Source organism: Frankia torreyi (assembly GCF_000948395.1).
Lineage (GTDB): Bacteria > Actinomycetota > Actinomycetes > Frankiales > Frankiaceae > Frankia > Frankia torreyi.
This window is the reverse complement of record NZ_JYFN01000003.1, coordinates 117,857-142,730: the sequence shown is the minus strand read 5'-3', so window position 1 is coordinate 142,730 and position 24,874 is coordinate 117,857. Positions and strand designations below refer to the sequence as shown.

General features: G+C 72.1%; 18 protein-coding genes and 2 pseudogenes. 8 read left to right on the top strand and 12 right to left on the bottom strand.

All coding sequences use genetic code 11. The annotated features are described in order from the left end of the window. The first annotated feature begins 66 nt into the window (after positions 1 to 66). Complete coding sequence (locus FF36_RS03090) at positions 67 to 1,557, top strand: hypothetical protein (protein WP_044883422.1); 1,491 nt, start codon at positions 67 to 69, stop codon at positions 1,555 to 1,557. A gap of 239 nt (positions 1,558 to 1,796) precedes the next feature. Here the strand turns inward: FF36_RS03090 and FF36_RS03085 are convergent, their stop codons facing one another. Together FF36_RS03085 and FF36_RS03080 are read right to left on the bottom strand one after the other, a co-directional pair. Further along, a complete protein-coding gene (locus tag FF36_RS03085) occupies positions 1,797 to 2,552 on the bottom strand; it encodes a maleylpyruvate isomerase family mycothiol-dependent enzyme (protein ID WP_236705471.1) in 756 nt (251 codons plus the stop codon). A 10-nt stretch (positions 2,553 to 2,562) separates the two neighbouring features. Further along, on the bottom strand, positions 2,563 to 3,123 hold the full coding sequence (locus FF36_RS03080; RefSeq protein ID WP_044883420.1) for a hypothetical protein: 561 nt from the start codon (positions 3,121 to 3,123) through the stop codon (positions 2,563 to 2,565). Between the two features lie 598 nt (positions 3,124 to 3,721). Here FF36_RS03080 and FF36_RS03075 point away from each other — a divergent pair. Then, positions 3,722 to 3,982, top strand: a complete 261-nt coding sequence (locus FF36_RS03075) for a hypothetical protein (protein WP_128423252.1) — start codon at positions 3,722 to 3,724, stop codon at positions 3,980 to 3,982. A 64-nt stretch (positions 3,983 to 4,046) separates the two neighbouring features. Next, a complete protein-coding gene (locus tag FF36_RS03070; protein ID WP_044883418.1) occupies positions 4,047 to 4,922 on the top strand; it encodes an HAD-IIA family hydrolase in 876 nt (291 codons plus the stop codon). Between the two features lie 89 nt (positions 4,923 to 5,011). Here the strand turns inward: FF36_RS03070 and msrA are convergent, their stop codons facing one another. The 4 genes and pseudogenes from msrA to FF36_RS03055 form a co-directional block, all read right to left on the bottom strand. Continuing rightward, a complete protein-coding gene (gene msrA, locus FF36_RS03065; protein ID WP_044883417.1) occupies positions 5,012 to 5,677 on the bottom strand; it encodes a peptide-methionine (S)-S-oxide reductase MsrA in 666 nt (221 codons plus the stop codon). A 140-nt stretch (positions 5,678 to 5,817) separates the two neighbouring features. Further along, positions 5,818 to 7,110 carry an RNA 5'-3' helicase PhoH2 gene (locus FF36_RS03060; RefSeq protein WP_011607252.1) on the bottom strand — a complete coding sequence of 431 codons (1,293 nt, stop codon included), beginning with the start codon at positions 7,108 to 7,110 and terminating at the stop codon, positions 5,818 to 5,820. 1,567 nt (positions 7,111 to 8,677) lie between these two features. Next, positions 8,678 to 9,206: pseudogene (locus tag FF36_RS36900) on the bottom strand (phosphoenolpyruvate carboxykinase domain-containing protein); the annotation flags it as partial. 1 nt (position 9,207) lies between these two features. Further along, the coding region (locus FF36_RS03055) for a phosphoenolpyruvate carboxykinase (GTP) (RefSeq protein WP_242422255.1) at positions 9,208 to 10,501 on the bottom strand (1,294 nt) is incomplete at its 3' end. A gap of 363 nt (positions 10,502 to 10,864) precedes the next feature. On the opposite strand from FF36_RS03055, the gene trhA reads away from it, so the two are divergent. Further along, the gene (trhA, locus tag FF36_RS03050; RefSeq protein ID WP_044883415.1) at positions 10,865 to 11,479 is read left to right on the top strand and encodes a PAQR family membrane homeostasis protein TrhA; all 615 of its coding nucleotides are present in this window, start codon (positions 10,865 to 10,867) and stop codon (positions 11,477 to 11,479) included. A gap of 83 nt (positions 11,480 to 11,562) precedes the next feature. Here the strand turns inward: trhA and FF36_RS03045 are convergent, their stop codons facing one another. After that, positions 11,563 to 12,138, bottom strand: coding sequence for a hypothetical protein (locus tag FF36_RS03045; protein ID WP_044883414.1), 576 nt, complete (start codon positions 12,136 to 12,138; stop codon positions 11,563 to 11,565). A gap of 150 nt (positions 12,139 to 12,288) precedes the next feature. Continuing rightward, on the bottom strand, positions 12,289 to 14,319 hold the full coding sequence (locus FF36_RS03040) for a thioredoxin domain-containing protein (protein ID WP_044883413.1): 2,031 nt from the start codon (positions 14,317 to 14,319) through the stop codon (positions 12,289 to 12,291). Between the two features lie 467 nt (positions 14,320 to 14,786). Between FF36_RS03040 and FF36_RS03035 the strand changes: the two genes are divergently transcribed. Next, on the top strand, positions 14,787 to 17,969 hold the full coding sequence (locus tag FF36_RS03035; RefSeq protein ID WP_044883412.1) for a leucine--tRNA ligase: 3,183 nt from the start codon (positions 14,787 to 14,789) through the stop codon (positions 17,967 to 17,969). A gap of 97 nt (positions 17,970 to 18,066) precedes the next feature. On the opposite strand, the gene FF36_RS03030 is transcribed toward FF36_RS03035, so the two are convergent. From FF36_RS03030 to FF36_RS36895, 3 genes and pseudogenes are all read right to left on the bottom strand, one after another. Beyond that, the gene (locus FF36_RS03030; RefSeq protein ID WP_044883507.1) at positions 18,067 to 18,423 is read right to left on the bottom strand and encodes a hypothetical protein; all 357 of its coding nucleotides are present in this window, start codon (positions 18,421 to 18,423) and stop codon (positions 18,067 to 18,069) included. A gap of 201 nt (positions 18,424 to 18,624) precedes the next feature. Further along, positions 18,625 to 19,308: pseudogene (gene mca, locus FF36_RS03025) on the bottom strand (mycothiol conjugate amidase Mca); the annotation flags it as partial. 1 nt (position 19,309) lies between these two features. After that, positions 19,310 to 19,518, bottom strand: a 209-nt coding sequence (locus FF36_RS36895) for a PIG-L family deacetylase (protein ID WP_242422254.1), incomplete at its 3' end; no start/stop codon positions are given. Positions 19,519 to 19,965: 447 nt separating this feature from the next. Between FF36_RS36895 and greA the strand changes: the two genes are divergently transcribed. The 3 genes from greA to FF36_RS03010 all read left to right on the top strand — a co-directional run bounded on the left by greA (position 19,966) and on the right by FF36_RS03010 (position 24,211). Beyond that, entirely contained in the window at positions 19,966 to 20,448 is a 483-nt protein-coding gene (gene greA, locus FF36_RS03020; protein WP_044883506.1) for a transcription elongation factor GreA, read from the top strand. 292 nt (positions 20,449 to 20,740) lie between these two features. Further along, complete coding sequence (locus FF36_RS03015) at positions 20,741 to 22,192, top strand: magnesium chelatase ATPase subunit I (RefSeq protein WP_044883410.1); 1,452 nt, start codon at positions 20,741 to 20,743, stop codon at positions 22,190 to 22,192. A gap of 24 nt (positions 22,193 to 22,216) precedes the next feature. Continuing rightward, the gene (locus FF36_RS03010) at positions 22,217 to 24,211 is read left to right on the top strand and encodes a vWA domain-containing protein (RefSeq protein ID WP_044883409.1); all 1,995 of its coding nucleotides are present in this window, start codon (positions 22,217 to 22,219) and stop codon (positions 24,209 to 24,211) included. On the opposite strand, the gene FF36_RS03005 is transcribed toward FF36_RS03010, so the two are convergent. Further along, positions 24,131 to 24,814, bottom strand: coding sequence for a helix-turn-helix transcriptional regulator (locus tag FF36_RS03005; protein WP_242422253.1), 684 nt, complete (start codon positions 24,812 to 24,814; stop codon positions 24,131 to 24,133). The two genes, FF36_RS03010 and FF36_RS03005, sit on opposite strands and share 81 nt — an antisense overlap. Positions 24,815 to 24,874: the final 60 nt, after the last annotated feature.

The following is a 24,874-nucleotide window of genomic DNA, read 5'->3' as shown; positions in this document are numbered from 1 at the left end:
GGGAATCGGGGACGTGGGGAACGGCCGCGCGGGTGGCGACCTCCCCGATTTCGGGGAGGAACGCGGGTGTCGAGGGGACTGCGGCGGGCGGTGGGTGCGGCTCTGGCCGCAGCCGCACTGACGGTCGGGCTCGGGGCGTGCGGCTCCGGTGACAAGGCGCCGGCACCGCCGGCGGAGGTCGTGCTGAACCGGGGGCAGGACACCTCGATGCCGTTCCGGACCGGCGCCGAGGGCGAGGTCCTGCTCGACGTCACCACCGCCGCGCCCGGCGTGTCGTGGGGTTCGCCGGGCAGCGAGTCGGCCGTGGTGTCCCTGTTCGTCGACAACACCTACGCCACCGACGTCGTCATCCCCGCCTCGTTCCCGATCAAGCGGAGCCTGGCGCTGGGCCACCTCGCCGCCGGGGACCACACCCTGCGGGCGCAGTTCGCCGCCGACCGCTCGCCGCAGGCGGCCGCGTCGGCCCGGCTGACCGGCTTCACCTTCCGGACGGTCACGCCCCAGGACAACGGCTACCAGGCATTGGCGCACGCCCCGGTGGTGTACGGCCGGACGGTGCCGCTGCCCACCGCCGGTTCTCCCGACGCGGGCGCGCCGTCGTCGGCGACCGCGGCGGACCCGCTGGCCGGCGGACCGTTCCAGAACGCGATCACGGACACGCCGCTGCTGGCCTTCCACTCCGAGGCGCCGACGGCGATCTCGGGACACCGGCTGCTGACCTACTCGATGGTCTGGAGCAACGAGGACGGCGGCACGTCCGCCCCGGCGCTGATGGCGCAGTGGGGCCGCACCACCGACATCGAGTGGACCTACCAGGTGGAGATCGACGCCGCCGGCAACGCGATCCCCGGCAGCGCGGTCATCCAGGGCCCCGACCACACGACGCAGCCCTTCACCGGCCGCTCCGAGGGCGGTCACCCGCTGCTCGGGACGTGCACGCTGAACAACGGCATGTGCCAGAACCCGGACGGCCCGATGCGGTTCGCCCTGTCCGCCGCCGACACCCTCGACCCGAACGCCGACGCCCGCGAGCGGCAGATGGACCGCAACCCGTGGACCTACTGGGTGATGGCGCAGGAGGTCGCCCGCGAGGGCAAGGTCGACGAGAACAAGGCGCCGAACTCCACCACGAAGATCAGCGACCCGCGCAACTACCTCTATCTGATCATCCGTAAGAACACGGTGGGGACGCCGAACACGGAGAACAACTGGGTCGGTCTGTCGGTCGGCGTGCGGTTGTCCGGCAACGGCGAGACCTACCGGTCGAACAAGATCTATCCCCTCTGGGCGATCGAACAGGACACCCCCGCCGCGACCGCCGTCGAGCTTCCCCCCGGCACGGTCGCCGAGGACATCTCGACGATCGAGGCCACCCGCGTCGTCGGGGCGGGCATCGACCGCGGGGCCCGCATCACGGTCGACTCGATCGAGCGGGCGTTCCTGCTCGGGCCGGACGGCGTGCCGCAGCAGTCGTTCCTGTTCACCCCGGCGAAGGCGACCCTGAGCCAGGCCGCGCCCACCGCGACCCTGTTCCGGCGCCCGCAGGGTGGTTCCTGACGCCCGCAGGGTGGTTCCTGACGCCCGCAGGGTGGTTCCTGACGCCCGCAGGGTGGTTCCTGACGCCCGCCAGGGTGGTTCCTGACACCCGCGGGCCGCACGTGAGTGCCGGCACCGCGATGCCATCCCGGTGGCGGGCCGCCACCCCCGGTAGCGCCGTCCGGCGGCACACCCGGGTGGCACCACCGTGGTGCTGCCCCGGCCGCTCGGGGGCCGCCGCTCGGGTGTGCCCGGGCGGGTCAGACGCCGGGATGCAGCGCCGGGAGCAGAGCGACGTCACCGAAGGCGGCGAGATCGGGATCGTCGAACGGCAGCCGGCCCCACAGGGCGAGCAGCACGGCGGCGGCGGGGCCACGTAGGGCGGCGTCCCCCTTGGCATGCTCCCGGGTCACGGTGACGTCGTTGCCGGCCAGCGCGACCAGCCACTCCCCCTCGACGTCGGTGAGGTGGACGTGCACGCCACCGTGAGCCAGTCCGGTGGTCGTCGCGCGGGCGCGCTCGCCGGGCAGCAGGATGGTCAGCAGCTCGTCCACGCCGTCCGCGGCCACCTCCGCCGCGGGTGGGCGAGCGGCGCCGACGGCGTTGTCGGCGTCCCAGCGATGCACGGTGAGCTCCTGGGCGAGGCGGCGGTGCCAGAACCCGGCGACCGGCGGCGCCACCCCGGTGTGGTTCCACGCCGGCCGGGCGGGATCGGTCTCGCGCAGCACGCGCAGCAGGTCGTCGAGGGAGCGCCGGTAGTAGGCGATCAGTCCCTCGTCGTCGGTGGGCGCGGGCGGATTCGGCGGCGGCGGCTCGGTCGTGCCCCGCGCCACGACGGCGCTGACGCTGTGCAGCAGGCGTCCGACGTGCCGCAGAAGGCGGCGCGAACTCCAACCCGGGCAGGTCGGCACGGGACTGTCGAGATGCTCGCTGGTCGTCGCCAGCAACGCGACGCCCTCGGCCTCGATGAGCGCGAGATGGTCCACCTGCCCGAGTCTGGCAGGGCAGACGCCCACGGGCGACGTGCTAGTTCGTCGCAACGATCTGCGCCGGCGCGCCGATCTGGGCGGCCAGCCTCGTCCAGTGGCCGTCGGCGGTGTTCAGGGCATCGGTCGTGCGCTGGAGCAGGACCGGCGGGGGCAGGGCGGTGCCGTCGAAGAGGTTCCCGCAGGCGGTGACGGCCTGGGCGTAGGCGGTGGCGCCGTCGGTCCAGGTCTGGCTGGCGGTGGCGACGGGCGGCACGCCGAGCGCACCGATCCGGTCCACGGCCTGGCCGAGCTGGACGCACGCCGGCCTCAGCGCCGTGCCGTCGGACGCCTGGATGTCCGTGCGCACCACGTTGACGGACGCCACGATCTCGTCGCGGATCCCGGCAGTGGTGGCGTACCAGGTGGCGAGCTGGGTCTTCACGTCGATGGTCGGCGGGACCACCGCGCCGGCCTCGGCCTGTGTTCCGCCGCCGCCGACGATCAGGTACACCGCGGTCACCGCACCGGCGCCGGCCACGCCCAGGATCGCGAGGCCCCGGCGGCGCTCCTGGCGGGACAGTTCCTCCCAGTTGCGGTAATCGTTACGGCGCCGGCGCACGGATCCCCCACATCGCGAGAAGTAACCGACAGAACAGACGCCCGAATCAACCCGGACGTTGCGCCCGGGTCGCCGCCGGCCGGCCCCGAGACCTCTCCGACCGCCCCGCCGCTCCCGGCCAGATCCACCCCTCGCCGGACCGCGATCGCATCCCCGCCGGACCGCGATCGCACCCCGCCGAGCCCACGCCGGGCGCCACCCTCGCGCCACCCCGCGGTGGGTCGCCGGAGCACTCGACGATGTTTGTCACATTTTCGATTCGGCCGTGCCCGGACCGCCGCGAACGTATGCCGAGTGAGAACGGCCGTGCACCAGCCAATGCAGATGCGCGTTCCGTGGGCTGTCCGTCGGACACCGCCGAGAAAAAATTCGGCTGTTTCGATGGACAAGACGACGGGAAGGCGCACGATATCGGAGGGGCCATCCACGGCGTCGGCGTGCATCGTGGCGCATCGCCGGCCCGGCCGGAGGGACCAGGCGACGATCATTTCGGCAACGACATCCAGCGACGCGAATGTGCGCGCCCGGCGCGATGACCTGCCGAACCATGTGTCGCCATCACGGGTGGCCGCTGGAAAACATGCATAAGGGGGCGTGAATGGTCGAGGGTGGGCCGTACTGGTGGGAATCCACATCCTTGCCGGACCGGGCGGCGGACGACGACGACGCCGCCGCCTGGGCCGTGGTCGTGCTCGGGGGCCCGGGCGGGCGGGTGCGCGGGGTGGTCGGCCCGTTCCGCAGCCCGGGCTACGCGCACAAGTACGCGCACGACGAGGGATTGCGGGAGTGGCTCGTCGTCCCCGCCCTGTGTCTGACGCTGCCGGCCAGCCAGCAGGCCGCCGGCGTCGCGGTGCTGTGAGACGCCCCTCCCAGTAACCGCCCCTGCCCGCCGTCGGGCCGGCCGGCGGGCAGAATCAGTGGCCATGTCGGAACGGATCATCGAGAACTATCTCATCGACATGGACGGCGTTCTCGTCCACGAGGAACACCCGATTGCCGGGGCGGACGCGTTTATCGCCGGCGTCATCGCCTCGGGCCTCGGCTTTCTGGTACTGACGAACAACTCGATCTACACGGCCCGCGATCTGTCGGCGCGACTGTCCCGCTCGGGCCTGGAGATCCCGCCTGAGCGAATCTGGACCTCCGCGCTCGCCACCGCGCTGTTCCTGCACACGCAGCGGCCGGGCGGCTCGGCGTATGTCGTCGGCGAGGCGGGGCTCACCACGGCGCTGCACGACATCGGATATGTGCTCAGCGACAGCTCGCCGGATTATGTGGTGCTCGGGGAAACCCGGACCTACAGCTTCGAGGCGATCACGCGGGCGATCCGGCTGGTGCGCGACGGCGCCCGCTTCATCGCGACGAACCCCGATCCGACCGGACCGTCGGTCGAGGGGCTCCTTCCGGCGACCGGCGCCGTCGCCGCCATGATCACCAAGGCGACCGGGGTCACCCCGTACTTCGTCGGCAAGCCGAACCCGTTGATGATGCGCAGCGCCCTGAACACCCTGTCCGCGCACAGCGAGACGACGGTGGTGATCGGCGACCGGATGGACACCGACGTGGTCGCCGGCCTGGAGGCCGGGATGGACACCGTGCTCGTGCTCTCCGGCATCACGACGCACGCCGACATCGAGCGGTTCCCCTACCGCCCGACCGCGGTCGTGGACAGCATCGCCCGGATCCCGGTCGGGCGGGACGTCCACACCATCGACGGGGCGCCCACCGCGCCGGCCCGCCGCCCGGCCCCGGCAGCCGCCCCCGACGACGCGGAACCACGCCACGCCACCCAGAGCTGATCCCACGGCCTCAGGCTGATCCGCCGCGCTCGGCGAAGGCGATGACCGGCCGGTGGCCCAGACCACCGGCCGCTGTCAGCCGTCCGCGGTCAGCCGTCCGCGGTTGCGACGCCCACCGGGCAGGACAGCCCGGTGCCGCCGAGGCCGCAGTAGCCGTAGGGATTCTTGGCGTCCGACAGGTACTGCTGGTGGTACTCCTCCGCAAGGTAGAACGGGCCCGCCGGGGCGATCTCGGTGGTGATCGGGCCGAAGCCCGCGCCCTGCAGGACCTTCTCGAACCCGTCCCGGCTCGCGCCGGCCGCCACCGCCTGCGCCTCGGACGTCGTGTAGATCGCCGAGCGGTACTGGGTGCCCACGTCGTTGCCCTGGCGCATGCCCTGGGTCGGGTCGTGCCCCTCCCAGAACACCTTCAGCAACTCGGCGTAGGAGACCTTCGCCGGGTCGAACACGACCAGCACGGCCTCGGTGTGCCCGGTCTGCCCGGAACACACCTCTTCGTACGTCGGGTTGGGGGTGGATCCGCCGGCGTAGCCGACCGCGGTCGTGTACACGCCGGGCACCTGCCAGAACGCGCGCTCCGCGCCCCAGAAGCAGCCAAGGCCGAACACGGCCGTGTCCAGCCCGTCCGGGAACGGCCCGGTGAACGAGGTGCCGAGGACGGTGTGCCGGGAGTCGCCCACGAAAACCGGGCGATCCCGGCCGGGGAGCGCCTCCTCGGGCGTGGGCAGCGTGGTCTTATGGCGACCGAAGAACATCTGTGCCACCTCCGGTGAGTGTCTCCTCTGACAACCATCCAGGGCGGCCGGGCGTTCCCGCGGCCCGCCGGCGCCCGGCCGGATCCGCGGACTGGACCCCGGACCGGGCCACCACGCGGGCCCGGTCCGGGTGCGGCGCGTCAGAGAACCAGGTCCTCCAGCATCGTGGTCACGAGCGCCGCGATCGGCGAACGCTCCGAGCGGGTGAGCGTGACGTGCGCGAACAGCGGGTGACCCTTGAGCGTCTCGATGACCGACGCGACCCCGTCATGCCGACCGACCCGCAGGTTGTCGCGCTGCGCCACGTCGTGCGTGAGCACCACCCGAGAGCCCTGCCCCAGCCGGGACAGCACGGTGAGCAGGACTCCACGCTCCAGCGACTGCGCCTCGTCGACGATCACGAAGGCGTCGTGCAGGGACCGCCCGCGGATGTGGGTGAGCGGGAGCACCTCCAGCATCCCCCGGTCGACGACTTCCTCGATCACCTCCTGGGAGACCAGGGCACCGAGGGTGTCGAACACGGCCTGCGCCCAGGGCGCCATCTTCTCGTTCTCGCTGCCCGGCAGGTAACCGAGCTCCTGACCGCCGACGGCGTAGAGCGGCCGGAAGACGACGACCCGCCGGTGGGCCCGGCGCTCCATCACCGCCTCCAGACCCGCGCACAGGGCCAGCGCCGACTTGCCGGTGCCGGCCCGACCGCCGAGCGAGACGATGCCGACGTCCGGGTCGAGCAGTAGGTCGAGCGCCACCCGCTGCTCCGCGGACCGCCCGTGCAGCCCGAACGCGTCCCGGTCCCCGCGCACCAGCCGGACCTGCTTGTCCGCCGTGACCCGGCCGAGCGCCGAGGCGCTGCCGCCTGCCGTGGTGAGCACCAGACCCGTGTGGCAGGGCAGATCGGCGGCCTCCAGGATCTCCGTGTACTCACGGGAGTAGAGCCGGTCGAGGTCCTCCTGGGCGACGGTGAGCTCCGCCATGCCGGAGAAGCCGGTGTCCACCGGCGACAACGCCTGGTACTCCTCCGCCGGCAGCCCCAGCACCGAGGCCTTGACCCGCAGCGGAAGGTCCTTGGTGACCAGCACGACGTCCGCGCCCTCGCGGGCGAGGTTCATCGCGACACACAGGATCCGCGAGTCGTTCGTGTCCACCCGGAACCCCGGTGGAAGCACCGCCGCGTCGGTGTGATTAAGTTCCACCCGAAGCGTTCCCCCACCCGCCAGCGGGATGGGCTGGTCGAGGCGACCGTGCCGAATGCGCAGGTCGTCCAGCAGGCGCAGGGCCTCCCGGGCGAACCAGCCCAGCTCCGGGTGGTTCCTCTTGCCCTCCAGCTCCCCTATGACGACGAGGGGGAGCACGACATTGTGCTCCGCGAACCGCAGCAGCGCGCCAGGATCAGAAAGCAGCACGCTTGTGTCGACGACATGCGTTCGTGGCACACGCCCACCCGCTTACTCGGAGGTAGTCCGGGACCGACCCCTCCAGGAGCCGGGCACCGGCCTCCTGGTGTAGTCGCGCTTGCGGCACCGAGGGGCCTCCCGAGAGGTCCGGCACCACGCCGGACCACGGCTTGAGACGCTAGGGCTCTCACGGTAGCTGCCACCTCCCAGGATGGCGACCCACTTCGAGCAACACGTTGCGTTAAGAACGGGAAACGTTTTGCCTCCTCGGGTGCCTACTGTGTCCCTTTCGGTGACATAGCGCCCCGATCGTGACGCCCCGCAGCAGCCCTCCTCCCCAGGGCGCCGGCCAGCACTCACCGACCTTCCCGCAAGCCGCACCACATCCAGACCACAAGATCAATAGAGTCGCACCCGAGCAACAACCCCGTCACGCGGTCGATCCCCGCCCCAAGCCCGGAGCACCATCCCCCGGAACCCATCAGAAGTGATCAACCTCCCCGCACGGCAGCAATCGCTGGAGGTTGATCACCACCCCAGGCCCTCGGCCCGCCATCAACCTCCAGCAGTTCCGCTCCCCTCCAGATTGTCGAGGTGTGGAGGTGGGGCTCATCGTTCCCGTCGAGGTCAGGCAGCCGGGCGCGGTTCCGCGGAACACTGTGATCTTCGGCTGCGCGGCGTAGGACCGGTGGGGTCGGGGCCCGGCAGGGGATGGAGACCCGCACGGCAGGGCCACGGGGGCCGGCGGGCGGAGCGGGCAGCCGGAAGCAGGGGGCGCGTCCTCCCGGCCGCGAAGGCGGAAAGGCGTCACGGAGAGGTGAGGAAATCACGGAAAGGGAGCGGAGGGTACCGGATGCGGCGAAGCGGAGAACACGCCAGGGCGACAAGGGCGGGCGGTGCGGTCTGCCGGTGGGGTCGAGGATGCCATGGTCCCGAGAAGACCAGGAAAGGTTAGGAGTACCTAACCGACCCGGATCCTCGGGGCGGGTGCCACGGGACGGTGATCGGGAATCTGCCGGCCGCCGGGATCAGCTCCGGACCAGGAGCAAGGAATCGGGCGGCTCCGGCCTGGGACCCAGGTAACGCGAGTGCCCTTCCGGGCGCGTACGGGGTGGCCGGAAGTCTTTCGGAAACATGGCGAGGTGGCCCGGCAACACCGGGAAATGTGGATGGAACGACTCGGGCCGGATGGATCGGGCGGCACGGGGCTGGACGGACCACAATTTCCGAGGAGCGGGCGGCCCGGCGGGGTCCGATTCTCCTGCCGACCGACCCTCACGCCCCCTTGACGGAAATCCGCCGATCAGTCACGGACGTTGCAGGAAATCCCCGCGACGACACGCGCAGGTGCCCGTGGAACATGCGGGCCGCCGGGCCCAGGGAGCGGAGAGCGGGCCCGTTTTCCGGTGAATGCGGGGCCGCCGGCCACGGCATAGCGGGCACACAAGTGCGTGCGCTGTACACGGGAATCGTGACAGAGCGCAACCAGTCGGGGAAGCCGGTCGGGGCGGGCATCCGGCGGGAACCGGCTGGGGGCGGACATGCGACGGCCCGCGCGGGCGGGGGAACCGCCCGGCGCGGGCCGGGGTGACGCTGGTGTCGCGGGTCAGCCGTCGAGACGGCTGACCAGGGCCTCGTGCTCGGCCCAGAGAGCGGCGGGGAGCCGGTCGCCGAACGTCTGGTAGTGCTCGGGGATCAGGTCGGCCTCCTGCTTCCAGACGTCGATGTCGACTGTGAGCAGGGCGTCCAGGTCGGCTTCGTCGATCTGGAGGCCTTCGGTCGGCAGGGCGTCCCTGGTCGGCAGGACACCGAGCGGGGTCTCCACACCGTCGGCTTGGCCCTCGAGGCGGCCGACGATCCAGGCCAGGACGCGGCTGTTCTCGCCGAAGCCGGGCCAGAGGAACTTGCCCTCCGGGCTCTTGCGGAACCAGTTCACGTAGTAGATCCGGGGCAGCTTCGCCTGGTCGGCCTTCTGGCCGACCTCGAGCCAGTGGGCGAAGTAGTCGGCCATGTTGTAGCCGCAGAACGGGAGCATCGCGAACGGGTCGCGGCGCAGCTTGCCGATCGCGCCGGCCTGGGCCGCGGTCGTCTCGGAGGCGACGATCGAGCCGAAGAAGACCCCGCGCCGCCAGTCGNGCGCCTCGGTGACCAGCGGAACCGCGGTCGCCCGGCGCCCACCGAACAGGATCGCCGAGATCGGCACGCCCTTCGGGTCCTCCCACTCGGAGGCGATGGTCGGGCACTGCCCGGCGGGGACGGTGAAGCGGGCGTTGGGGTGCGCGGCGGGCTCGGTGGACTCGGGGGTCCAGTCGTGGCCCTTCCAGTCGGTGAGGTGCCCCGGGGCCTGCTTGGTCAGCCCCTCCCACCAGACGTCGCCGTCGTCGGTGCGGGCCACGTTCGTGAAGACCGTGTTGCCCCACAGCGTCTTGATCGCGTTCGGGTTGGTCTGCTCACCCGTGCCGGGGGCGACACCGAAGAAGCCGGCCTCGGGGTTGACAGCGTAGAGCCGGCCGTCCTCACCGAACCGCATCCATGCGATGTCGTCACCGACAGTCTCCGCCTTCCACCCGGGAAGGGTGGGAATGAGCATCGCGAGGTTGGTCTTTCCGCAGGCCGACGGGAAAGCCGCGGCAATGTAGTGAACCTTGCCCGCGGGCGACGTCAGCTTGAGGATGAGCATGTGCTCGGCGAGCCAGCCCTCGTCGCGCGCCATGACGGACGCGATGCGCAGTGCGTAGCATTTCTTGCCGAGCAGTGCGTTACCGCCGTAACCCGATCCATAAGACCAGATCTCGCGGGTCTCCGGGAAATGGGTGATGTACTTCGTCGTGTTGCACGGCCAAGCGACGTCGGCCGCACCGGACTCCAACGGAGCGCCAAGCGAATGCACCGCCGGCACAAAGAAGCCGTCTTCACCGAGCTGTTCGAGTGCGGGCGCTCCCATACGGGTCATGGTGCGCATTGAAATGACAACGTAAGGCGAGTCGGTGATTTCGACCCCGAGGGCCGAGATATGCGATCCGAGCGGACCCATGCAGAATGGCACGACATACATCGTGCGACCGCGCATGGAGCCCTCGAACAGGCCCTGGAGCTTGACCCGCATCTCCGCCGGGTCCATCCAGTTGTTCGTGGGGCCGGCGTCCTCGGCCTTCTCGGAGCAGATGTAGGTGCGATCCTCGACCCGGGCCACGTCGCTGGGGTCCGAGGCGGCGTAAAAGCTGTTGGGACGCTTTTCGTCGTCCAGCCGGACCAGGGTCCCCTTCTCGATCAGGAGACTGGTCAACCGGTCGAACTCGGCCTCCGATCCGTCGCACCACTCAACCCGTTCCGGCTGGGTGAGTTCGGCGATCTCACGCACCCAGGCGACCAGCCTGGCGTGCTTCGTCGGGGCCGCTTCCAGCCCCGGAATCTGTGCCGCGGTCGTCACAGCTCACACCTCCGGTCGAGTCGAACCCGCCGCGTTCTTGCCCCGTGCGCAGGTGCCGACTTCAGTACTCGAACGTATTCGTTCACGCGCTGACAAAACCCGCGGTACAGGGGCAGTTCGAGGCCGCGTTCAGGATCATTAGACTGTACCGCGCGTTCCCCCCGCAGTCGCGCGATAGCGAGTGGACAGAAGCGTCGGATCCATCACGCACCGGTACGGACGGACCGCCGCCGGGTGACTCCGTCTCGTGGCTGGCGGAAGCCTCGGGTTATCGTNCTCGGCGTGGCTTCCCTCACGCAGCAGCCCGCCGGGCCTCCGCAGGCGGACGGCCCCGCCCACCCCCGTGACCTGGTGCGACCACGTATGCGGGGATGGCTACATGCCGGGGCATTCCCCGTAAGCCTTGCACTGGGTCTCCTTGCCGTGGCGCTGGCCACCACGCTCCGTGCCCGACTGGGGATCGCGATATACGCACTGAGTATTGCGGCGCTGTTCGGAACGAGCGCGCTCTACCATCGCACGATGTGGTCGACGTCACGTGCTCGAGCGCGCATGAAACGCCTCGACCATTCAATGATCTTTATTTTCATCGCCGGGACTTATACCCCTTTTGCCCTCCTTGCGATGCCGGCGAGCACGGCTCGCGTGGTCCTGGCCGTGGTGTGGGGCGGAGCGGCACTCGGCGTGACCATCCGGATGCTGTGGCTGCACTCCCCGCGGTACCTGACCGTGCCGCTGTACATCGCCCTCGGCTGGGTCGCCATCTTCGTCATCCCGGAGCTCGCCCACCGGGCCGGGATCGCCTCGATGGTCCTGTTGCTGGTCGGCGGCGTCTGCTACAGCCTTGGTGCCGTCGTCTACGCCGCGCGGCGACCGGACCCGGCCCCGGCGACCTTCGGCTACCACGAGGTGTTCCACGCCTTCACCCTCGTCGCCGCGGCCTGCCACTACATCGCCCTGATGTTCGCGATCTACTGACCCGCCCGACCCGCTGCCCAACCCGCCCGACCCGCCCAACCCGCCCGACACACGGCGGCGCAGGAGGAGCGCAGGAGGAGAGGTCAGCGGCCGGGGCCCTCGGAGCGGATCTTCTCGACCTGTTCGAGGGCCTCGCGAAGCTGGCGCAGCCAGGTGTCGGAGTTGTCCCCGACCAGCCGGACGCACCAGGCCAGCGCCTCGCTGCGGCTGCGTGCCACGCCGGATTCGACGAGCGTGTCCAGCACCTGACGCTCCGGCTGGCGCAGCCGCGTCATCACCGGCACGGACAGCACGGTGAACAGCTCGCTGGCCGTGCCGGCGGTCGCCCCCCACGCGACCTTGCGCCCGTAGCGCCGCTCGGCCTCGGCGGCGATGGCGATCCGCTCGTCCCGGGTGCGCTCGCGGAAGCGGCGGATCAGGGCGGCGGCCTCCGGATCACGCCCAGCCGGCAGCTCCACCCCTCCGGAGTGAAGGAGGGGTTCCTCGACGGGGAGCTCCCCGACGACGGTGATCTCGTCCCGGTCGACGACCACGGCCGGCGGGCCGGTGAACCACCCGGCGGGGATGTGGGCCGCGAACCAGTCCGGCGCGTCCTGCGCCGGCACCGACTCCGCCCGGTCCCCCGGCCTGCCATAACCGCGCCCACGCGGACCGGACATGACGAGTCTCCTCAGGTCCCCCGGGCCGGGCCCGCGGACGGGCCCGGCCTGCCGAACTGGTCCGGAGCCGTGGCCCCGCCGGGGTGCGCGCCGACACACCCCGCCGACGATTACACGCTTACCGGGTCACGAGTGAAAGTGCCTGGGGCCTCAGGTGGCGACCTTCACGCCGAGCTGACTGCGGACCTCCTCCGCGGTATGCACGGGTAGCTCGCAGACGAAGTCCCGGCAGACGTACACCCCTGGGGCCCCCCGCCCGGCGACCAACGGCCCGCTGGTCACCACGACGGCCCCCGGCGCGGTGCCCAGCCGGGCGAGCCGTTCCAGGGCCGGACTGTCCACGACGGCAACCTCGGCCGGCCCGGCGAGCAGCGCCTCGGCGACCGCCCCGGCCCAGCCGGCGAACCGGGCGTCGCGGGACAGCAGCGGCGCGAACCGGGCGACGGTCGCCTCGGCGGTGCGCCGGTGCTCGGCCGAGCCGGTCAGGGCCGCGTAGGTGAGCAGGGCACCCGCCACCGCCGCCTGGCCCGACGGGGTCGCCGAGTCCGAGTCGTCGCGGGGGCGGCGCAGCAGTGCCTCCGCGTCGTCCGCGGTGTCGAAGAAGCCGCCGTCCGGTGCGGCGAACCGGGCCCGGACCACGTCGAGCAGCTCGCCGGCCAGGGTCAGCCACTCCGGATCCCCGGTGACCTGGTGCAGGGTCAGCAGCCCCTCGGCGACGTCGCCGTAGTCCTCCAGCACACCGGCGTTCGTCCCGACCCGGCCGTCCCGGCTGGTGCGCCGCAACCGGCCCGCCACGAGATGGACGTCGCGCAGCAGCACGGCCGCGTCCTCGGCGGCGCGGATCCAGGCCGGCTCATCGAGCAGCACGCCGGCCTCGGCGAGGGCGGCGATCGCCAGCCCGTTCCAGGCGGCGACCACCTTGTCGTCCCGGGCGGGCTGCGGACGGCCGGCCCGGGCGGCGGCGAGGGTCGCGCGCACCGCCGCGAAGCGCGCCGCGTCGGGCGGGTCCGCCGGCAACTGCAACACGGACGTCCCGTGCTCGAACGTGCCCTCCGGGGTGACACCGAAGATCTCCGCCGCCCAGGCGCCGTCGTCCGCGCCGAGGGCGGCGCGCAGGCCGGCGGGTGTCCACGAGTAGCTCGCGCCCTCCTCGGGCTGCGCGTGGGCCGCCGGGACGCCCGCCGGCACCGCGTCCGCGTCGAGCGCCGAGGCGAACCCGCCCTGCGGGGTGCGCAGGTCGGCGAGCAGGAACGCCGCGGTCTCCCGGACCACCCGCCGGGCCAGCGGCGAGCCGGTGGCCCGCCACAGGTGCAGGTACACCCGCAGCAGCTGGGCGTTGTCGTAGAGCATCTTCTCGAAGTGCGGGACGGTCCACGTCGCGTCGACGCTGTAGCGGGCGAAGCCGCCGGCGAGCTGGTCGTACATGCCGCCGCGGGCCATCCGCTCGCAGGTGAGCGCCACCATCTCCAGGCTGTGCTCGTCGCCGGTGCGGGCGGCGTGGCGCAACAGCATCTCCGCGACCATGGACGGCGGGAACTTCGGCGCCCCGCCGAATCCGCCGTGCCGAGCGTCGAACCGGGCGGACAGGCCCGCGACGGCCGTGTCCAGCAGCGGCGGGCTCAGCTCGTCGGCGACGCCGGACGTCGGGCTCGCGGCGAGCCCGGCCACCGGGCCGCGCGCCGCCGCCTCCGCCAGCCGGCGGGCGATGTCGGCGCCCGACTCCTCGATCTCCGCCCGCCTGGTCTGCCAGGCGGCGACCACGGCCTCCATGACCTGGCGGAACGACCCCATGCCCGGCCGGGGTCGGGGCGGGAAGTAGGTGCCGGCGAAGAACGGCTCGGCGGTCGGGGTGAGGAAGACCGTCATCGGCCAACCCCCGTGACCGGTCAGGGCGACCGTGACGTCCATGTAGACGGAATCGACGTCCGGCCGCTCCTCCCGGTCCACCTTGATGTTGACGAAGTGGTCGTTCATGTAGGCGGCGGTGACCACGTCCTCGAACGACTCGTGCGCCATGACGTGGCACCAGTGGCAGGAGGCATAGCCCACCGAGAGCAGCACGGGCACCCCGCGGCGGGCCGCCTCCGCGAACGCCTCCGGGCACCACGGCCACCAGTCGACGGGGTTGTCCGCATGCTGGAGCAGGTACGGAGACGTCTGCTCCGCCAGCTTGTTCGGCACCGGGCAACTCCTCAGGGTCTGGCGTCGCCCGGGTCTGTGGAACCCCGGGTCACTGGCTATGCAACCAAAGCGGCGAGCGGCTATGCCCCCACCCGTGCCCCGGCGCGCCGACTGTGGCCATCGGCACCCCCGACCGGACCCTGCCCGGCCAGCTTCTGGCGTGTCGGCTGGTGCACTCTCGGTACCCAACCGAGCTCAGGCCAGACCACCGCCGCAACCGGGGCGGGTCGACCGGCCCGGTCCGCTCGTGGTGGCGTGCGGTCGGAACCGGGGTGCACGGGACCGGATACGCTCGGAGAAAGGCACGATCCCGGCTCCTCCGCTCGCTCGCCCGTCCGCCGTCCACTCGCTCGATCGCCGTCCGCCAGGCCGCCGTTGCGCCGCGAGAGCGGTCGAAGGGTCGTCGCGGGCGCTCGGAAGGGTTGTCGCAGGGTCGGAGTACCAACGAGTTGGGGTGGCACGAGCGAATGAGTGAGACGGCCGAGCACGGCACCGACGCCGGCGCCGCGAACGCCACGGCAGCCCCGTCCGGCGCCGCATCTTCATCCGGCGCCACGCCCACCGCCAGGACCGGCGACGAGCCGGGGTTCCGCTACGACGCCCGGCTCGCCGCGGACATCGAGCGCCGCTGGCAGCGTCGGTGGGCCGACGAGGGGACGTTCAACTCGCCGAACCCGGTCGGGCCGCTGGCCGCGGGCTTCGACGAGGTCGCCGGGCGCGAGCCGTTCTACATCATGGACATGTTCCCCTACCCCAGCGGCACCGGCCTGCACGTCGGGCATCCGCTCGGGTACATCGGCACCGACGTGTTCGCCCGCTACCTGCGGATGTCCGGCCGCCATGTGCTGCACCCGTTCGGCTACGACGCCTTCGGCCTGCCCGCCGAGCAGTACGCCATCAACACCGGCCAGCACCCGCGCACGACCACCGACGCCAACATCGCCAACATGCGTCGGCAGCTCTCCCGACTGGGGCTCGGCCACGACACCCGCCGCGAGATCGCCACGACCGACGTCGGGTACTACCGCTGGACGCAGTGGATCTTCGAGCAGATCTTCGACGCCTGGTACGACCCGCAGGCCGGCCGGGCGCGGCCGATCGCGGAGCTGATCGCCGAGTTCGAGGCCGGCACCCGCTCGCCGGTGGCCGGCCCCGCCGCCGGCACCACCGCCGTGTCGGTCGACGCCGTGCGCGCCGCGAACCCGGCGGGCCTGCCCTGGGCCGAGCTGGACCGGGTCGCCCGCCGCCGGGTCGTCGACGCCCACCGCCTGGCCTACATCTCCGAACAGCTCGTCAACTGGTGCCCCGGGCTCGGCACCGTGCTGGCGAACGAGGAGGTCACCGCCGAGGGCCGCAGCGACATCGGGAACTACCCGGTGTTCCGCCGGCCGCTGCGGCAGTGGGTGCTGCGGATCACCGCCTACGCCGAACGGCTGGTCGCCGACCTGGACCTGGTCGACTGGTCGGATTCGATCAAGCAGATGCAGCGCAACTGGATCAGCCCGAGCGACGGCGCGAGCGTCGAATTCGCCCTCGTCACCCCCGGTGCTACCGGCGCAGGCGGCACGACCCGCCCAGCCGGCACGACGGACGCGGTCACCGGCACCGCCGGGTCCTCCCCCGCGCCGCGCATCGAGGTCTACACCACCCGCCCGGACACCCTCGCCGGGGCGACCTTCCTGGTGCTGGCGCCCGAGCATCCGCAGGTCGACGCGCTGGTCGCCGACGCCTGGCCGGCGGGCACCCCGGCCGGCTGGCGCTTCCCGGCCGGCCACGGCGCCCCCGAGGCCGCTACTGAGACCGCTACTGAGACCGCTGCCGCCGACCCGACCTGGACGCCGCGCGCCGCGGTCGAGGCCTACCGGGCCTTCGCGGCGCAGCGCAGCGACCGCCAACGCGGCGAGGAGATCGACCGTACCGGCGTGTTCACCGGCGCCTATGTCCGCAACCCGGTGGGCGGCGCGGAGATCCCGGTCTTCCTCGCCGACTACGTCCTCGTCGGCTACGGCACCGGCGCGATCATGGCCGTGCCGGCGCACGACAGCCGGGACTTCAGCTTCGCGCGCGCCTTCGACCTGCCGATCCCGGCGGTGCTGGCGCCCGACGAGCCGTGGTACGCCGAGCGCGACGTGACACCCGGCGCGCCGCCGTCGGCGTGGCCGGACGCGTTCAGCGGCGAGGGCGCCTACCTGCCCGGCCCGGCGGGAGCCCCGGTGCTCACCGGCCTGGGCAAGACCGACGCGATCAAGACGACCGTCGCCTGGCTGGAGGAGCTCGGCGCGGGCCGGTCGGCCCGGTCCTACCGGCTGCGGGACTGGCTGTTCTCCCGGCAGCGCTACTGGGGCGAGCCGTTCCCGATCGTCTTCGACGACGACGGCCTGCCGCATGCCGTCCCGGACGAGCTGCTGCCCGTCGAGCTGCCCGAGATGACCGATTTCCGGCCGACGGCGATGGCCGAGGACGACGAGAGCGATCCGGTACCGCCGCTGGCCCGCGTGGCCGACTGGGCGAGCGTCACCCTCGACCTCGGTGACGGCCCGAAGCGCTACCGGCGCGAGACGAACACGATGCCGCAGTGGGCCGGGTCCTGCTGGTACCACCTGCGCTACCTGGACCCGACCAACACCGAGCGGTTCGTCGACGAGACCGTCGAGCGGTACTGGATGGCCAAGCCGGGCGCGGCGGCCGGCGACGGCGGCGTCGACCTCTACGTCGGCGGCGTCGAGCACGCGGTGCTGCACCTGCTCTACGCCCGGTTCTGGCAGAAGGTCCTCTACGACCTGGGGCACGTCTCGTCCAAGGAGCCGTTCAAGCGGCTGTTCAACCAGGGCTACATCCAGGCCGATGCGTTCACCGACGCCCGCGGGATGTACGTCCCGGCGGCCGAGGTGGAGGCGAGCGGCGACGGCCGGTTCACCCACCAGGGGGCGCCGGTCGACCGCCGCTCCGGGAAAATGGGCAAGAGCCTGAAGAACAGCGTCAGCCCGGACGAGATGTACGACCGGTTCGGCGCCGACACCCTGCGGGTCTACGAGATGGCGATGGGTCCGCTCGACGCCGACCGGCCCTGGCACACCGACGACATCGTCGGCTCGCACCGGTTCCTGCAGCGCCTGTGGCGCGCGGTCGTCGACGAGGGCAGCGGGACGGTCGCCGTCTCCGACGAGCAACTGGACGCCGAGGCCACCCGCGTCCTGCATCGGACGATCATCACGTTGGCGGCGGAGTACGCGGGCCTGCGGTTCAACACGGCCGTCGCCCGGCTCATCGAGCTGACGAACTTCGTCTCGAAGCGGTACGGCCAGTCCGCGACCCCCCGGGCGCTGGCCGAGCCGCTGGTGCTGATGGCCGCGCCGCTGGCTCCGCACATCGCGGAGGAGCTGTGGACCCGGCTCGGGCACAGCGAGTCGGTGAGCCGCGCGGCCTTCCCCGTGGGCGACCCGGCGCTGGCCGCCGAGTCCGAGCGGACCATCCCGGTCCAGGTGAACGGGAAGGTGCGGTTCACCCTCCAGGTGCCCGACGGTGCCGCGGAGCCCGTGATCCGCGAGCTGCTCACCGCGCACCCCGACTACGCGCGCCAGACCGAGGGCCGCTCCATCAAGAAGGTCATCATCGTCCCCGGCCGCATCGTCAACATCGCCCTGGGCTGACCGCTCCGGCCTTACCCTGCCCTTCCAGAGGGATCAATCGGGCACAGAACCCTCTGGAAGGGCAGGGAAGCAGCGATGGTGTGGTGGGGCTCCCGGCTCAGCCGCCGGAGGACGGGGGGCCGGGCTGGACGGGCAGGTCAAGATGCTCGCCCGCGCCACCCGTGGCCGCGGCATCGCCGCCGACCTCGCCGTCGATCACCGGGCCCCGCCGGCCGGCCAGCACCGACCGGCGGCGGATCGCCTGGCGGGGATCGACCGGGCCGCTGAGCCGGTCGGACTCGACCCCGAGGAAATCACCGTTCGCCACGTTCGCGCGCATTCGGCGCAGGCTCCTCGAGAGCATGAAGAACAGCCCGGTGGAGACCACGATCAGCCCCACGACGATGAGCAACCCAAGACCGCCCGCGCTGTGCTCCTGCTCGGCCAGCACCGAACCGGCGAAGATCTCGTTCACGGTGACGTCCTCACACCCGGGTCCAAACTCTGCGGTCAGCCCGCCGCTGCGCCGCGCGAGCGCGCGGCCGGCTCCGCCCCAGCGGGCGGTGCGCCGTGGGCTCCCGGCGGTACCCACCCCCGACATTACGCCGCGCTGGACCGCCCGAGGTGGGCGCCGATCGGCCCCCGCCGGCCGGCCGGCCACCCGCCGTGCGCACGATCACACGCCGTTGAACAGGTCGTCCTCGGGCAGCGTGCCGACCTCGATCAGCGAGCGGGCGAGCTGGTAGTCCTCGGTGGGCCAGGCCTCCCGCTGCACGTCGAGCGGAACCCGGAACCACCATCCGGTGGGGTCGACCTGGGTGGCATGCGCGATCAGGGCTCGATCGCGGGTCGAGAACCAGTCCGCGCACGGCACCCGGGTGGTGAGCCGGCCCGCGTCCGCCGCCCGGTCGGCCCACTCGTCCAGGCGTTCCGTGTAGGGGGACTCCAGTCCGCGGGCCAGCAGCGCCTCGTGCAGCGCCAGGATGCGCTCCTTGTGGAAGGTGAGGTGGTAGTACAGCTTGAGCGGCTGCCAGGGGGCGAACCCGGCTTCCACCCCCACCTCGGGATAGCGCTCGGGGTCGCCGGCCGCCTCGAACGCCTCGATGCTGATCTTGTGCGTCATGATGTGGTCGGGGTGCGGGTAACCGCCGGACTCGTCGTAGGTCGTGATGACCTGCGGCCGGAAGGTGCGGATCAGCCTGACCAGGGGCTGGGCCGCCGCGGTCAGTGGCGTGGTGGCGAAGCGCCCCGGTGGCACGGGCGGCAGCGGGTCGCCCTCGGGCAGGCCGGAGTCGACGAAGCCGAGCCACTCCTGGCGCACGCCGAGGATGCGCCGGGCGTTCTCCATCTCCTCACGGCGNATCTCGGTGATGCGCTCGGCGACGCCGGGTGAGTCCATCGCCGGGTTGAGGATGCTGCCCTCCTCACCACCGGTACACGTCACGACCAGCACGTCCACGCCTTCGCTCGCGTAACGCGCCATCGTGGCCGCGCCCTTGCTGGACTCGTCATCGGGGTGGGCATGGATGGCCATGAGACGCAGGCCATGCCGCTCGTCGACCGAAGGCATGCCACCATTGTCGCTGACGGCCGGGCCAGACCGCGGCCATCGACCCGGGTGGCCGTGACGTGACCGCCGTGCTACACCACTGTGCGGAACCATGGAGCCCGCCTCCACGTTTGATCTGGAAAAGTCACCCAACGACGTGGCACAATGCACCGTCCGCGCATGCAGTGACGGGTGCGACGTCGCCGGCCGGCGTACCGACATCGGTGTCGGTCCGGCCCCGGGGGACCGATGGAGTGCGGCACCCGTTCGCCACGCTCCCGCTCCGCCAGGCGTGCGGTCATGGTCGAAACCACGGACTGACGGTTCACCCAGGAGGGTAGAACCGCTGGTCTGGGGTCTCCCGGTGGTGGAGCAGCCGCCGTGAGGAGTCAGCGGGCTCGACCCTGGATTCCTTGATTCACCTTGATATCGTGACCCTTTTGATGTTCACCGAGGAGCGTGACCCGCGTGACGCAGCAGACTTGGCTCACTCAGGAGGCATACGACCGGCTCCGCTCCGAGCTCGACTACCTCACCGGCCCCTGGCGCACGGAGATCGCGACCAAGATCGAGGCGGCCCGTGAGGAGGGCGACCTCAAGGAAAACGGTGGCTACCACGCCGCCAAGGAGGAGCAGGGCAAGCAGGAGGCCCGGATCCGCCAGCTCGCCGACCTGCTGCGCGACGCGCAGGTGGGCGAGGCGCCCAACACCACCGGTGAGGCCGGTCCGGGCACGGTCGTCGAGGTGCGCTTCCCCGGCGAGCAGGCGACCGAGAAGTTCCTCATCGGCTCCCGCGAGGACCACAGCACTCCCATCGACGTGTTCTCCCCCGCCTCCCCGCTCGGCGGTGCCGTGAACGGCCACAAGGCAGGCGAGACCGTCAGCTACACGCTTCCCAACGGCCGCTCCGCGAAGGTCGAGATCGTCTCGGTCGCACCTTACGGCTCCTGACGGCACCGGAGCCTGGTTCGGCCATGCCACTTCGGCCGGACCGGGGGTCACCCATCGTGGCTGGCGCGCCGGCACCTAGGAGCCGGCCCGCCCGGCTGGGCCGGTCGGCGGGAAGAGGGCTCCTTCGGGCGGGGGCGGGCTCCTTCGGGCGGGGGCGGGCTCCTTCGGGCGGGGGCGGGCGGCGTACCCCCGACTACGCCTGCAGCGGACGGCAGCCGACTTGGCTGCGTCGCGGGCGGTGTCGACGTACCGTCGACGCGTGGAGGATCTGCCGGCACCGCCCCGTCATTCCATGCCACCGACCGCGACATCCCCGGCCACCGCGCCGGCGGATACCGCTCCGCCCTATGCCACGGTGGGTGAGCTTCGCCGCAGCGGGCACGTTCACCGAACCGTCCGCACGGAGCTGCGCGACAACCTCGTCGCCCTGATGAAGGGCGACACGCCCCGCTTCCCGGGCATCGTCGGGTTCGACGAGACCGTCCTGCCGCAGGTCGAGCGCGCCATCCTGGCCGGTCACGACATCGTCTTCCTGGGCGAGCGGGGCCAGGGCAAGACCCGGCTCATCCGCACCCTGGTGAGCCTGCTCGACGAGTGGTCGCCCGCCGTCGCCGGCTGCGAGATCAACGACCACCCGTACGCGCCGGTCTGCGGCCGCTGCCGGGCGCTGGCGGCCCAGCTCGGCGACGAGCTTCCGATCGGCTGGCGCCACCGCTCCGACCGGTTCGGCGAGAAGCTCGCCACGCCGGACACCAGCGTGGGCGACCTGATCGGCGACGTCGACCCGGTGAAGGTCGCCGAGGGCCGCACCCTCGGCGACCCGGAGACGGTGCATTACGGCCTGGTGCCGCGCACGAACCGCGGCATCTTCAGCGTCAACGAGCTGCCCGACCTCGCCGAGCGCATCCAGGTGTCGCTGCTCAACGTGCTGGAGGAGCGCGACATCCAGGTCCGCGGCTACCTGCTGCGCCTGCCGCTCGACCTGCTGCTGGTGGCCTCGGCGAACCCCGAGGACTACACCAACCGCGGCCGGATCATCACCCCGCTCAAGGACCGCTTCGGCGCCGAGGTGCGCACCCACTACCCGCTGCAGCTCGCCGACGAGCTCGCGCTGATCCGCCAGGAGTCCGTGATCTCCTGGGCGGGCTCGCCGCTGGGCACTCCCGAGCTCGCCGATCACCTGCTGGAGATCGTGGCCCGGTTCACCCGGCTCGTCCGCGACGCCCCACAGGTCGACCAGCGTTCGGGGGTGTCGGCCCGGCTGGCGGTGGCCGCGGCCGAGACGGTGGCCGCCTCCGCGGTCCGCCGCGCGGCGCTGACCGGGGAGGAGACGCCCACCGCCCGGGTGGTCGACCTCGCCGCGATCGTGCCGGCGGTGCGCGGCAAGGTCGAGTTCGACCAGCTCGAGGAGGGGCGCGAGGACGAGGTGCTCGCGCTGCTGCTGCGCCGCGCGATCGCCGAGACGTTCCGGGCCCGCCTCGCCGGGGCCGACCTCACCGGGCTGCAGAACCGGTTCGACGCCGACGGCCCGGTCGAGACGGGCGACATGGTGCCCGCCGCCGAGCTGCTGCGCCGGGTCGGTCCGGTGCCCGGTCTCGCGGCGATCCTGAACCGACTCGGCGTGGATGGCGCGGAGTCGCCCGGCCTCGCCGCGGCGGCGCTGGAGCTGGCGATGGAGGGACTGCACCTCAACCGCCGGCTGGCGAAGGAAGAGCTGCCGGGCCGGACGGTCTACGGCTCCTGACATGACCCCCGTGGGAGGACCCCGGTGAGCTCCGGCGCATTCCGTTACGGCCCCTGGGACGGGGGGCCCGACCCGCTCGCCTCCCCCTTCACCGCGGCCGGCGCGCTCGACGAGATGTCCCGCCAGATCCTGGAGGGGCGCACCCCCCGGGAGGCGCTGGAGGCTCTGCTGCGCCGCGGCATGCCGGGCCGTCGCGGGCTGGACGACATGCGCCGCGCCATCGAGCGGCGCCGGCGCGAGGCCCGGTCCCGCGGCCGGATGGACGGCACCCTGGAGGAGGTCCGCCGACTGCTCGACACGGCCGTCGGGCAGGAGCGGGCGGCGCTGTTCCCCGACCCGTCGGATGAGGCCCGCCTGCGGGAGGCCGAGCTCGACGCGCTGCCCGCCGACCCGGCGCGCGCGGTGCGGTCGCTGGCCGAGTACGACTGGCGTTCCCCGCAGGCCCGCGAGACCTACGAGAAGATCTCCGAGCTGCTGCGCCGAGAGGTCCTCGACAGCCAGTTCAGGGGCATGAAGCAGGCCCTGGAAGGGGCGACGCCGGAGGATTTCGCCCGCATCCGGGACATGATCGGGTCGCTGAACACCCTGCTGGAGGCCGACGCCCGCGGCGAGGACACCGACGCCGCGTTCGCCGAGTTCATGTCCCAGTACGGCGACTTCTTCCCGGAGAACCCGCAGTCGCTCGAGGAGCTGGTCGACGCGCTGGCGCGCCGTGCGGCGGCGGCCGCCCGGCTGCTCGCCGGGCTCACCCCGCAGCAGCGCTCCGAGCTCGCCGATCTGATGTCCACCGCCATGGAGGACCTGGGCCTGGCCGCCGAGATGTCCCGGCTCGCCCAGGCGCTGCGCGCCTCCCGCCCGGACCTGAACTGGGGCGGCCGGGCCCGTGGGCGCGGCGGCCGGCTCGGCGAGGGCCTCACCGGAGACGAGCCGCTGGGCCTCGGCGACGCCACCTCGGCGCTGGAGGAACTCGCGGAACTCGACGAGCTCGCCGCCGCGCTCGGGCAGGACTACGCCGGGGCCTCGCTGGAGGACATCGACCCGGATGCGGTCGCTCGGGCGCTGGGCCGTTCCGCCGTCGACGACCTGCGCAGCCTGCAGCAGATCGAGCGGGAGCTGGAGCAGCAGGGGTTCATCACCCGCCGGGCCGGCAGCCTGGAGCTCACCCCCCGCGCGGTCCGCCGGATCGGGCAGGCGGCGCTGGCCCGGATCTTTCGCCAGGTCTCCGCCCGCGGCCGCGGCGACCACAACCTCACCGACGCCGGCTCCGCCGGCGACCTGCTCGGCACCTCGCGGGCCTGGCAGTTCGGCGACACCCAACCGATCGACGTCGTCCGCACGGTGCGTAACGCCGTGCTGCGCGCCGGGCCGACCGGCAAGGGCCGGCCGGTGCGGCTGGAGGTCGGCGACTTCGAGGTCGCCGAGACCGAGCGGCGCACCACCGCCGCGGTCTGTCTGCTCGTCGACCTGTCCTACTCGATGGCCCTGCGCGGGACGTGGGGGATCGCGAAGTCGACGGCGTTGGCGCTGCACACCCTCGTCAGCACGTCGTTCCCACAGGACAAGATCCACATCATCGGCTTCTCGGACTACGCCCGCGAACTGCGGCCGGTGGAGCTCGCCGGCCTGGACTCCGAGATGGTCCAGGGCACCAACCTGCAGCACGCCCTGCTCATCGCCGGCCGGCTGCTCAGCCGGTACCCGCAGGCCGAGCCGGTCGTCATGGTCGTCACCGACGGGGAGCCCACCGCGCACCTGCTGCGCGACGGCACTCCGTCGTTCTCCTGGCCGCCGATGCCCGAGACCCTGGAGCTGACCCTGGCCGAGGTGGACCGGCTGACCCGCCGCGGGGTGACCATCAACGTGTTCATGCTCGACGACGAGCCGCGGCTCGTGCAGTTCGTCGAGGAGATGGCCCGCCGCAACGGCGGGCGGGTCCTGTCACCCGACCCCACCGCCCTCGGCAGCTACGTCATCCGGGACTACCTGCGTTCCCGGGGACGCCACCGCGTCGCCCGCTGACCCGCCCGGGGTGTCCCCCGCCGGCCGCGCGGGCTCGGCGGGGGGCGGGGGGATACGAGTGACGACGGGGTCGGCGGCGAGCCGCTCCCAGAACTCCGCCACGAGCCGCTCGTAGGCGAGCCCGAGGTCCAGCGTGCGCCGCAACGTCCAGACCATGGCGTCCGGCGGCAGCGCGGCCAGCGTGCGGTAGACCTCCAGGTGCGCCCGGTGCGCGGCAGCCTGGGCACGGGCGAGCCGGGCGACGTCGCCGGGACGGCCGAGGTCGGCGAACGCGAGTTTGAGCAGGCCGAGGTCGCGCAGTTCGGTGCGCCCGGAATCGGCCGAGGAGAGCCAGTCCTGCAGACTGCGCCGACCGGCGTCGGTGATCCGGAAGATGCGCCGGCGGCGCCCCCCGGCCTCCCGTTCCTCGGCCAGCAGCCCGGCCTCGGCGAGGCGCGGCGGCTCCTTGTAGAGCTGCGCGTGCGGGAACGACCAGTAGTTCCCGACCGATTCGGCGACCGACACCTTGAGGTCGTAGGGCGTGGCACTGCCGCGGCGGGCCACCTCCCCGAGGACCAGATACGACACCGGTGTCAGCACGATCTCCGCCATGGTCTCCATCATACGGCTTGACTCATACCGTCTCTTTGAGACTATCCTGACCCCAGCAACGGTCCGAGTCAG